Source organism: Actinospica durhamensis (assembly GCF_018139695.1).
Taxonomy (GTDB): Bacteria; Actinomycetota; Actinomycetes; order Streptomycetales; family Catenulisporaceae; genus Actinospica; species Actinospica durhamensis.
This window is the reverse complement of record NZ_JAGSOG010000290.1, coordinates 1-10,280: the sequence shown is the minus strand read 5'-3', so window position 1 is coordinate 10,280 and position 10,280 is coordinate 1. Positions and strand designations below refer to the sequence as shown.

Sequence of the window (10,280 nt, the reverse complement as noted above, 5' to 3'; positions counted from 1 at the left end):
CATAGCAAACTAGACAGCCATCCGCCCGAACCGCGGGGTGCACTTACCGGCAAGGCGCACGAACCGGACGAACACCGCACCCGACATACCCCATGTTCGGACGAAATACCATGCTCAAACGCCCAGTAAGGCCTGGGCCACTGCCGATTCAATGTTTGCTAGACGTTGGGAAACGATCGCCACGAATCCACCATCAGGATTCTGCGGATCGGCGACCTGGCCGCCAGGGAAGACCGTTACCGCCGCTGGAGGATTCTCCGAATCTAGGCCGCCAGCTACGACCTGTAGGTTCGCCCGCAACAGCGCGCATTCGCGCTGGAGCTCGACCACAAGTCCTGGCTCGATGTAAAGATCTTCATGAGCTAGGCGCGGGAAGTAGGCCGCGCCAAGAGCGCGCACACGCTCGGAGCCCCACACCGTGCGGCGCCACGACTCGAACCCAGCCAGAGTCCGGCCGTGCGGCTCGTCGACGGGAAACTCCATGGCCCCGTCCGGACCGCTCGTGAACACATGCACGCTCAATGTCATGCGCTGAGTACAGCATCGGCCTTCATCCGCCCACCACGGGATTTCGCCAGTCCGATTTGATCAGTAGCTGACACGGCTCACCACGCACCCGCGCGGTGAGCCGTTTCCATTCCAGAAAGGGCCATCGCCTTGGACGTTGTTGTCTCCCTTGCGTTGTTGTTCGTGGTCGCCACGCTCGCCACGGTCCGCTGGGCGGGGCACCACCTCGGCCACGCCCTGATCGCGTTCCTCGCCGGGCTGTTCATCGCCACCACCCCGGCCGGCCCGGTCATCCGCCACGCAGTCGAGTCCATCGCCGCATCCCTCTCCCACATGCACTAGGCCCACATACCTGCCCGGCCGAGACAGAAATGCCGCCGATGCTGCGCATACGTCTGCACGCCCTGCCCGAGGACAACGCCGACGCGGTCGCCGAGCTCGCCCGTGTCTTCGAGCCTGGAGGACTCCTGGGACATCACGCCCCGCGGTCGCACCAAGCTCCGATTCCGCTACCTGACCGTCCGCTTCCTCGACCATGAGAACTGATCCGGTCCACGAGAGACCCACGGGCCCGGCCGCGCTGTCCTGCGCGGCCGGGCCCATGCTCGAGCTGAGGCACAAGGAGCCGTCCCATGGCCCGCCACCTCCACGCCGTCACCGACCCGTATCCCGACCAGGACGATTCCCGCGCGATGCCGCACGACCCGGATGCCGAGCGCGCCGTGATCGGCGCCACCATCCTCGGCGGACCCGCGACGCTCGCCGAGATCAGTGAACTGATCGGGCCGGAAGGCATGTACGTCCCGGCCCACGAGACCATCCTCGCCGCTCTCTTCGGGCTCGCGGACCGGGGTCGGCCGACCGACGTTGTTGCCGCCGCGAACGCCCTCGGGCCTGACCTCGCGAGGGTCGGGGGACACGTCTACCTCCACACGTGTCTCGAGGCGGTGCCCACGGCTGTGAACGGCCCGTATTACGGGCAGATCGTCAAGGACAAGGCCTATTCCCGTGCCCTGGTCGCCCTCGGTACCCGGCTGGCCCAGATGGGTCGCACCGAGTACGAAGACGACCTCAAGGCCGCTGCCGAAAGGGAAATCACGGCCCTGCTCCAGCGCCCGCCGCGCGGCTGGAACCTCCCGATTCCGCTCGTCGGTGCCCACTGCGCGGCACCGGTGTTCCCCCTGTCCGCGCTTGCGTCCTGGACCCGCGCGAAGGTCGAAGCGGTGGCGACGGCGGCCGGCGGGCGCGTCTCGGTCCTGGTGCGGCCCGAGATCGGATGGCGCGAGCCGGTGAACCTGTACGTGGTCGCCGCGCTGCCGCCCGGCAGCCGGAAATCGCCCGTCTTCTCCAGCCTCACCGCTCCCATCACCGCCGCCGAGGGAGAACTGGTCGAGAACCTGCTTCCGGAGATCACAACGCTTCGGGTGGACAAGAAAGCGGCCGAGGACGCTGCCGCGCGGGCGGCCGACCAGTTGGCCAAGGCGAACCCCGCCGAGCGCGACGGCGCGCGCTTCGAGGCCCACGAGGCCGCGTTGGCTGCCGAGGCCATCACCGTTCCCGCGATTCCGCGGCTGTTCGTCGACGACGTCACGCCCGAGGCACTGGCCTCGATTCTGGCCGAGCAGGGCGGATCGCTCGCGATCCTCTCGGCGGAATCCGAGGTCTTCAACGTCATCGTCGGACGCTACTCCGGCAGCCCGAACATGAACGTCTTCCTCAAGGGCCACGCAGGAGACGCCCTGCGCGTGGACCGGCGCGGACGCCCGCCCGAGACGATCGAGAACCCGGCCCTGACCCTCGGCATCTGCACCCAGCCCGCCGCGCTCGCCGACCTCGCCGCCATCCCCGGCGCGGCCGGACGCGGCCTGCTCGCCCGATTCCTGTTCACCGTCCCGGACGTCGCCATCGGCAGCCGGGCAACCGACCCGGAACCGGCCGACCCCGCCGCGCACACCGCGTTGTCCATCAAACGGTGGCGTCGCCCCGCACGAACTGCGCCAGGGCCTGGACAAGGGCACGCTCGTGGTCGCGGGCGAAGGCGTCAAGCTCGTCCCCGGACAGTCCTCGGTGACCGTGCGCACGCACTACATAGGCGGAGGCGACGCGGCCACCCTCGCCGAGCGGGCCAAGGCCAAGCGCAAGGCCGTCATCACCAACGCTCGCAAGGCCGACACGGACGTAGTCAGGGATCTGGTCGTGGACCTGGCCGAGGTTCTCGGCACTGAGCCCGTCCCGGTCGCGGATGTGCCGCCGCTGCTGCGCGACCTCGCCCCGGGATACAAGGCGTACGCCGGCCTGTCGGGCAAGGCGCTGCGCGAGCAGCTCGCCGCGCTCGGGGTGAAGCTCGCCTCCACCGGAAACCGGTGGCCCGTCGACCCCGCCGAGATCCGCAAGGCCCTGGCACTCCGGCCGGTCGACGACACCGAGTGAAGTTAGCCGGGGCACGTCCCTCGGGAACACCGATTTCGGGGCTTCCGAGGGACGTGCCGACGCTGCGTGAACCGGCCTAACTTCCTAACTTTGCGCTGATCAGGGCGTTTCCGGGCGGGTGCGCGGCCGAGTTACGAACCTAACCCGCTCGGCCCGCTCTAACTCCGTCACGGGGTCCAGAGCGTCTCCGGCAGCAGGCGCCCGCACTGGCCGAATTCGTCGCCTCGGGCTGGCTGCTCGCAATCGCGTTGGTGAGCACGCCACCCCTCGGCATCGTCGGCGCCTGAGATGACCGCCGGCTCGCCGCCGTCATCGAACACGACGCAACCCAGCGCAGCAGCCAGGCGCACAGCCAGTGCGACGGCGTCGTCCCCGCGGCCGCGTACGAATAGCCGCAACCACTCGATCATGCCGTCAGGGTTCGGGTCCGACGGCAGGATCTCGATCGACCAAGACGGCGCCCAGATCCAGCCCGTGCCCGATTCGACGTTCGTCCACTCCGTAGCCGGTGCGGCCTCGCTGATTCGAGCGACGACGTCTTGGGTGGTCCCCAGCGGCTCGAATTCTGCGTCCCTAGCCATTTTCACGGGCGACGCGATCCCAGCGGGCAGCCGCATCAGGATCACGCCCCAGCCGCCGTTGCGCGGTGTCGCAAGCCGCACTCGATTTCCCATGGCGCCACCTTAAGCGCGCCGCACTGCACCTTCGACTGACAGGAGGTCCATTTGAGCCCGGACACGCACACCCTCGCCCTCGGCATGGCGATCTATCCCGTGCTCTACGGGGGCAGTGCCGCCCTCGCCCGACGCGGGCGCCGTACTCGCCTTCCCGTCCCGTCTGTCCGAGACGCCAAGCGTGCCGCCCGGCGCGAGACGCGCCGAGCCATCAAGCGCGAGCGACGCAAGGCCGCCCGTCGCTCGCGAAACTGATCAGTTCCGCTATGCGGCGCTCGATCGGTGGCCCAACCTACGAGCACGCCACCTGTCGAAAACGCCGGCAAACGAAAGGACGCCCACCACGCCGGCCGCAAACAGGAGCAAGCCAAGAGCGAAGTCGATGAGGATCGTGTTCAGGCTCAGGGCACCCCCAACGGCGACGACCGTCGTGGGTTTGCTGGCCACGAACTTCACAGGGACGTCCTGTCCGACCTCCATGTGTCCGCAGTCGCCCTCCACCCATGCTTCATGCGCGTCGCCGGCCACATCCCGGTAGGACACCTCGCACTCCGAGATCCTGCCCTGCCCGACCGCGATGATTCGCCCCTGCGTGTCGACCCCGTGATCACGCAGCGCGAGCTCGGTATGTGCCTGCGACACGGCCCCCACGAGGAGACAGGCGCCGAGGGCCGCGCAGACGAGAGCGCCGAGCAGCACCGTGAGCTTCCTCCGCAGCGACTCTGCGGGCTGCACGCTCGCGCGTGCGTATGCCAATCGCTTCGCCTTCCCCATGCGCCAGATCCTGGCGTGACAGGTAGATGAAATCAAGTCATGTTCTGTTCTGGAGAGAGGTCATGCCCGTGAACGTCGTCGTTTCGCTCGCGCTCCTGTTCGCCGTGGCCACCGTCGCGACGATCCGATGGGCCGGGCACCACCTCGGCCACGCCCTGATCGCGTTCCTCGCCGGACTGTTCATCGCCACCACCCCGGCCGGCCCGGTCATCCGCCACGCGGTCGAGTCCATCGCCGCCTCCCTCTCCCACATGCACTAGGTCCGCGTCCCTGCCCGCCCGAGACAGAAAGGCCGCCAATGCTGCGCATACGGCTGCACGCCTTGCCCGAGGACAACGCCGACGCGGTCGCCGAACTCGCCCGCGTCTTCGGGGTCCTGGAGGACTCCGGAGACATCACGCCCCGCGGTAAGACCAGGCTCCGGTTCCGCTACCTGACCGTCCGCTTCGTCGATCACGAGGACTGATCGGCCCACGTACTGCCCAACGGGCCCGGCCGCGCTCATTCGCGCGCGCCGGGCCCGTCCCATGCTCGAACTGAGGAAGAAGGAGCCGCCCTGTGGCCCGACACCTCCACGCCGTTGCCGAGTCCCATCCCGACTATGACGACCTGCACGCGATGCCGCACGATCCGGATGCTGAGCGCGCCGTGATCGGCGCCGCCATTCTCGGCGGACCCGCGATGCTCGCCGAGATCAGTGATCTGATCGGGCCTGAGGACATGTACGTTCCGGCCCACGAAACCATCCTGGCCGTGCTGTTCGCACTTGCGGACCGGGGCAGTCCCACCGATGTCGTCGCCGCCGCGAACGCTCTCGGACCCGAGCTCGCGAAGGTCGGCGGGCACGTCTACCTCCACACGTGTATCGAGGCCGTGCCCACGGCTGCGAACGGTCCGTACTATGCCCAGATCGTCAAGGACAAGGCCTATTCTCGCGCCCTGGTCTCCCTCGGTATTCGCCTGGCTCAGATGGGCCGTACCGAGTTCGAGGACGATCTGAAGGCGGCTGCCGAAAGGGAGATCATGACGGTGCTCTCGCGCCCGCCTCGTGGCTGGAACGTCCCGATTCCACTGGTCGGCAGCGGCCGAGCCGTGGCACCGGCGTTTCCGCTCTCCGCACTTCCGTCCTGGACCCGTGCCAAGGTCGAAGCGGTGGCGCACGATACCCAGACGCCGCCCGACCTCGCCGCCAGCCTTGCCCTCGCGTGTATCTCGACGGCGGCCGGCGGGCGCGTGTCGGTTCTGGTGCGCCCGGAGATCGGTTGGCGTGAACCGGTGAATCTGTACATGGTCGCCGCTCTGGCGCCCGGTAGCCGCAAGTCGCCGGTCTTCTCCAACCTCACTGCGCCCATCACCGCCGCCGAGGGAGAACTGGTCGAGCAGCTGTTGCCGGAGATCACAACGCTTCGAGTGGACAAGAAAGCCGCCGAGGACGCCGCCGCGAGGGCTGCCGATCAGTTGGCCAAGGCGAATGCCGCCGAACGCGATGGCGCGCGCTTCGAGGCCCACGAGGCCGCGCTGGCGGCCGAAGCAATCACAGTCCCGGCCATTCCGCGGCTCTTTGTCGACGACGTCACACCCGAGGCTCTGGCATCGATTCTCGCCGAACAGGGCGGATCGCTCGCGATCCTCTCGGCGGAATCCGAGGTATTCAACGTCATCGCCGGGCGTTACTCCGGCAGCCCGAACATGAACGTCTTCCTCAAGGGCCACGCCGGGGACGCACTCCGCGTGGACAGGCGCGGGCGCCCACCGGAGACGATCGAGCACCCGGCCCTGACCCTCGGCATCTGCACCCAGCCCGCCGCGCTCTCTGACCTAGCCGCCATCCCCGGCGCGGCCGGACGCGGCCTGCTCGCCCGATTCCTGTTCACCGTCCCGGACGTTGCGATCGGGAGGCGGGCGACCGACCCGGAACCCGCTGACCCCGCCGCGCACGCCGCGTGGTCAATCAAACTCCGCGCCCTGCTGCTCACCCTCCGGGAGTTGCCCGCGCCGGTGACCCTCGCTCTCAGCCCGGAAGCCGACAAGCTGCGCCGGGCCGCGAGTGAGGACTTTGAGGCGATGATGGCCGACGGCGCCGAGCTGGCCGGACTGCGCGACTGGGGCAGCAAAGCGGTGGGCGCCATGGTGCGCATCGCTGGCCTGCTCTACCTCGCTGAACACCTTGACGATGGGTTCCTCCGCCCGATCTCGGTTGAGACCATGGCCCAGGCCAGCACCCTGATCGAGTACTACACCGACCACGCGCTCATCGCGTTCGGCCTGATGACCACAGAGGAGGCCACAGCCCCCGCCCTGGCCGTGCTCGACTGGATCGAGCGCACCGGACCCGCCCGGTTCACCGCGCGCGACGCCTACCGCGGGCTGCCGCGCACCAAGTTCCCGAAGATGGCCGACCTCGACCCCGCCCTGAACCTGCTCGAACAGCACGGGCACATCCGCCGCGTTCCCGCTGCGCCGACCGTCGGACGAGGCCGACCCCCGGCGCCGGAGTATGAGACCAACCCGTATGCGATCGAGTAAGCATGTGCTGCTGGCGTGGCGGGACTGGCGGAGGTGATTTCTGCAAGTCCAGCCAGTGAACGGGTGGCAGGTTACTTTGAAAGGCGACTGCGCTGGAAGACCGGTTCGCCGGGATCGAACAAGGCCATCGGCTGGGGGATCGCGCCGGTCAGGAAGGCAACCATGAACTCCGCCATGCCGAGCTTGAACCGCTCCCACTCTGCATAACGGTGCAGGACCATCACGGTCCACTGGTCCGGATCCGTAGCGGTCGTGTCCCAGTATGCGTGATTGGCGCCAGCGTCGAACGCCCAGCAAATCCGCCCAGCCGCCTCTTCCTCGGCGTCCGGATCTCCCCCGAACAGCCCGAAGCCCAATTCCGTTCCGGTGGCGAGGGTGGTTGCCGAGGGCGGCGCGTACCCTTCCGCGCTTGGTGCGCAGAAGTGAAAGGAGTCGTTGATCGAGCCCCCGCCGTACAGGTCAATGAACTCGCGGTAATCGGTGGGGAGCGGCGTACGCCACTCGGCCGCGACGGACCCCCAGTCAACCGACACCCCACGATCCTCCGGCGGTGGCATCAGTTCGACCAGTTGAGCGATAGAAGGATGCATAGACAGCTCCACCCCTTGACTTCGAGTCGGCACAGTTTGCCACATGCCGACGGAGTGGGTGCCCCCGGTCGGCTGGTTCCAAGGCTGACCGCCCCTCGCCCCACGTGGGCCCCCGCTGACAGCCTGACAAAACTGACAGAAATCATTTCTGTCAGTTTTGTCAGTGCGTCAGAGGCCCCTACTGCGCCCGCGCGCGCCCCCACGCCCTGATCCCTTCCGAGCGGCCCTGTGCAGTCCCCGACAGGGCTGCGCTGGCTGCTGACGTCCCGAAAGGCAGTCCATGGCCCGCGACGAGTTGCTGACCGTCCCCGACGTCATCGCCGAACTCCACATCTCCCGCGCGACCTTCTACCGCTGGCTCGCGACCGGCAAAGGCCCCAAGCCTGTCCGGCTTCCCGGCGGCACGATCCGCGTGCGCCGCTCTGCCCTCGATCGCTTCCTCAACGACTGTTCCGCCGCCGCGTAGCAGGTCAACTCACCCAGCCCCGGGCGCCCGCCGATTTCGGCGGGCGCCCTTTTTGCTGTCCACAGCCTGAGGAGAACCGCTTTGCCGACTACCTTCGACGTCCGCATTTGGAACCCTCGTGCCCGCAAGAGGAACGACCGGATCACATACGAGCTCCGGTGGGTCGTCGGGCCCAAGCAGCACTCGAAGACGTTCGCGACCAAGGCTCTCGCGGAGAGCTTCCGTGCCGCCTTGAACGTCGCCGCGCGCAACGGCGAGGCCTTCGACGTCGACAGCGGCTTGCCGCTGAGCATGGCGCGTGCCAACCGGGAGCGGTGGACCGTCTACGGCCGCGCCGTGGACTTCTGCGCAGGGAAGTGGGCCAAGCTGGCCCCGAAGTCACGGGAGCAGTTCGCCGACGCCCTGGCGACCATCGTGGGCGCCGCTGTTGCCACCGATCGGGGGGCGCCCGAGGCAGCGCGTCTGCGGCTCGCTCTGACTCACTGGGCCTTCAACACCAACGCCCGCAAGGAGGCCCCCGAGCCACCCGAGGCCCACGCGGAGGCCGTCGTGTGGATCGCCCGGAACTCGATGCCGATGGACCAGCTCGAGGAGACGGCCGCGCTGCGCCAGGTCCTCGACGCCATCGGGCTGCGTCTCGACGGGAAGTCGGCCGCCGCAACGACTTACAACCGCAAGCGCATGACCCTCCACCAGTTCCTTGACTACGCGGCCGAAAGCGGTGACCTGGCCGGCAATCCGCTCGGGCGGGTGAAGGCTCGCGCGCCGTACGTGGCGAAGGGTGTCGACCCGCGCAGCGTGGTCAACCCGGCCCAGGGCGCTGCCCTCCTGCGCGCCATCCGCGACGTGGACGCCACCGGGGCCCACCTTGAGGCGTTCTTCGCGCTCATGCTGCTCGCTGGCCTGCGCACCGCTGAGGCTGTCGATATCCGCGACGTCGACCTGCGGCTGCCCAAGCTCGCCAAGCCGATCGGTGAGTACACCGAGGCAGAACTGGCGAAGCTCGACGCCTGGGGAGAGCTGTGGGTCAGCCAGTCGAACCCGCAGCCGAGCCGTAGCTGGACCGACGGCGGTGTCCGGGCCGGGAGCAAATCCCTCAAGCACCGGGCCGAGGGTGAGGGGCGAGTGGCGCCCTGCTGCCCCGAGCTGACGATCATCTTGCTCCGCCACCTGGGCACGTACGGCACTGCTCCCGATGGCCGGCTGTTCCACAGCCGGAGTCTGCCCGGCGGCATGGTGACGAAGACGACCTACCTGCGTGTCTTCCATGCCGCGCGGCGCCCCGCCCTCGGCGAGTTGGCGGCGACTCCGCTCGCTGCTCGCCCGTATGACCTCCGCCACGCTTTCATCTCCACCGCCCTTGCCGCCGGCGTCCCGGCCGCCGACATCGCCCGGTGGGTCGGCCAGAGCATCGAAGTACTGATGAAGTACTACGCCGCGATGCTCTACGGCGGGGGTAAGGCCTCTCGGGAGAAGTACCAGCGGGAACTTCAGGCGTGGACCACAGAGCTCGCGCAGAGCGCCGAATCGGATGATCCTAACGATGAGTCGGCGCAGGTGGACGAGTCGGAGCCCGGTCAAGCCTGAGGCCCATTCTGGCCCGCGTATAGCCCGCGACGGCTGATCGAACGTGCCTAAGAACGCCTACTGATGAGACAAGCTGGTCAGGGTGTGCCTCACCGTGAGGCACACCCTGACCAGCAAAAAGACCCCCTACGTGAGGGGGTCTGTGGAGCGGACGACGGGAATCGAACCCGCGTAGCTAGTTTGGAAGACTAGGGCTCTACCATTGAGCTACGTCCGCGTGCGCACGCCTATCTTGCCACATGATGGCGCGGGCTCGTGCCAGGATTGCGGGTGCGGCAACTCGGGTGCGGTAGGGGGGTCGGAGCGGGTACGCTTCGCTCGCCGGGGTGTGGCGCAGCTTGGTAGCGCGTTCGCTTTGGGAGCGAAAGGCCGTGGGTTCGAATCCCGCCACCCCGACTCCCTGACTCTGCTGGTTCTTCGGCCTTGGTCCGGCCGTTCTTCCCCTTCGTCGTCCGTCTGCCGTCCGCGTCCGCGCCGCGGCTACGCTTGCGGCGTGACGGACTTGCCGGATGATCTGACGTTTCCTGCTGCCCTGGCCGAGGCTTTCGCGAGCGGGTTCTCGTGGGAGTGGGACGAGGAGGCGGACGTCGCGAGGGGGTGCGACTTCGAGCCGTATGACGGGTTCGAGTCGGGGGAGGACACGACGTGGTGGTTTCGGCTGTGGACGGGAAATCCTGAGGTCACGGGGTCCGCGTTCCGCTTCTTCGGGTCGACCGGGGCGGGGGA

The 10,280-nt window shown here is 68.1% G+C and carries 12 protein-coding genes, 2 tRNA genes and 1 pseudogene; 10 read left to right on the top strand and 5 right to left on the bottom strand.

Annotated elements, in window-relative coordinates:
• Positions 1-114 precede the first annotated feature (114 nt).
• Entirely contained in the window at positions 115-528 is a 414-nt protein-coding gene (locus KDL01_RS34570; protein ID WP_212532903.1) for a hypothetical protein, read from the bottom strand.
• Between the two features lie 129 nt (positions 529-657).
• On the opposite strand from KDL01_RS34570, the gene KDL01_RS34565 reads away from it, so the two are divergent.
• From KDL01_RS34565 to KDL01_RS34555, 3 genes are all read left to right on the top strand, one after another.
• On the top strand, positions 658-849 hold the full coding sequence (locus tag KDL01_RS34565) for a hypothetical protein (RefSeq protein ID WP_212532902.1): 192 nt from the start codon (positions 658-660) through the stop codon (positions 847-849).
• A 290-nt stretch (positions 850-1,139) separates the two neighbouring features.
• Positions 1,140-2,732: a DUF3987 domain-containing protein gene (locus KDL01_RS34560; RefSeq protein ID WP_212532901.1), complete on the top strand. Its 1,593-nt coding sequence runs from the start codon at positions 1,140-1,142 to the stop codon at positions 2,730-2,732.
• Positions 2,704-2,937 carry a hypothetical protein gene (locus tag KDL01_RS34555; RefSeq protein ID WP_212532900.1) on the top strand — a complete coding sequence of 78 codons (234 nt, stop codon included), beginning with the start codon at positions 2,704-2,706 and terminating at the stop codon, positions 2,935-2,937. The genes KDL01_RS34560 and KDL01_RS34555 overlap by 29 nt, the downstream gene beginning before the upstream one ends.
• A gap of 167 nt (positions 2,938-3,104) precedes the next feature.
• On the opposite strand, the gene KDL01_RS34550 is transcribed toward KDL01_RS34555, so the two are convergent.
• The gene (locus tag KDL01_RS34550) at positions 3,105-3,611 is read right to left on the bottom strand and encodes a hypothetical protein (RefSeq protein ID WP_212532899.1); all 507 of its coding nucleotides are present in this window, start codon (positions 3,609-3,611) and stop codon (positions 3,105-3,107) included.
• Between the two features lie 264 nt (positions 3,612-3,875).
• Positions 3,876-4,385, bottom strand: a complete 510-nt coding sequence (locus KDL01_RS34545) for a DUF3592 domain-containing protein (protein ID WP_212532898.1) — start codon at positions 4,383-4,385, stop codon at positions 3,876-3,878.
• Between the two features lie 62 nt (positions 4,386-4,447).
• Here KDL01_RS34545 and KDL01_RS34540 point away from each other — a divergent pair, with 62 nt between their 5' ends.
• The 3 genes from KDL01_RS34540 to KDL01_RS34530 all read left to right on the top strand — a co-directional run bounded on the left by KDL01_RS34540 (position 4,448) and on the right by KDL01_RS34530 (position 6,911).
• Positions 4,448-4,645 carry a hypothetical protein gene (locus tag KDL01_RS34540; protein ID WP_212532897.1) on the top strand — a complete coding sequence of 66 codons (198 nt, stop codon included), beginning with the start codon at positions 4,448-4,450 and terminating at the stop codon, positions 4,643-4,645.
• Between the two features lie 38 nt (positions 4,646-4,683).
• Positions 4,684-4,851, top strand: coding sequence for a hypothetical protein (locus KDL01_RS34535; RefSeq protein WP_212532896.1), 168 nt, complete (start codon positions 4,684-4,686; stop codon positions 4,849-4,851).
• A 92-nt stretch (positions 4,852-4,943) separates the two neighbouring features.
• Positions 4,944-6,911 carry a DUF3987 domain-containing protein gene (locus KDL01_RS34530; protein WP_212532895.1) on the top strand — a complete coding sequence of 656 codons (1,968 nt, stop codon included), beginning with the start codon at positions 4,944-4,946 and terminating at the stop codon, positions 6,909-6,911.
• Between the two features lie 71 nt (positions 6,912-6,982).
• Here KDL01_RS34530 and KDL01_RS34525 read toward each other — a convergent pair whose 3' ends face one another.
• Positions 6,983-7,501, bottom strand: coding sequence for an SMI1/KNR4 family protein (locus KDL01_RS34525; protein WP_212532894.1), 519 nt, complete (start codon positions 7,499-7,501; stop codon positions 6,983-6,985).
• Between the two features lie 280 nt (positions 7,502-7,781).
• Between KDL01_RS34525 and KDL01_RS34520 the strand changes: the two genes are divergently transcribed.
• Both KDL01_RS34520 and KDL01_RS34515 read left to right on the top strand, forming a co-directional pair.
• Complete coding sequence (locus tag KDL01_RS34520; protein ID WP_212532893.1) at positions 7,782-7,967, top strand: helix-turn-helix transcriptional regulator; 186 nt, start codon at positions 7,782-7,784, stop codon at positions 7,965-7,967.
• Positions 7,968-8,048: 81 nt separating this feature from the next.
• Entirely contained in the window at positions 8,049-9,554 is a 1,506-nt protein-coding gene (locus KDL01_RS34515) for a tyrosine-type recombinase/integrase (RefSeq protein ID WP_212532892.1), read from the top strand.
• A 143-nt stretch (positions 9,555-9,697) separates the two neighbouring features.
• On the opposite strand, the gene KDL01_RS34510 is transcribed toward KDL01_RS34515, so the two are convergent.
• A tRNA-Gly gene (locus KDL01_RS34510) sits at positions 9,698-9,771 on the bottom strand.
• Between the two features lie 105 nt (positions 9,772-9,876).
• On the opposite strand from KDL01_RS34510, the gene KDL01_RS34505 reads away from it, so the two are divergent.
• Both KDL01_RS34505 and KDL01_RS34500 read left to right on the top strand, forming a co-directional pair.
• A tRNA-Pro gene (locus KDL01_RS34505) sits at positions 9,877-9,950 on the top strand.
• 97 nt (positions 9,951-10,047) lie between these two features.
• Positions 10,048-10,280 (top strand): annotated as a pseudogene (locus tag KDL01_RS34500) (SMI1/KNR4 family protein); the annotation flags it as partial.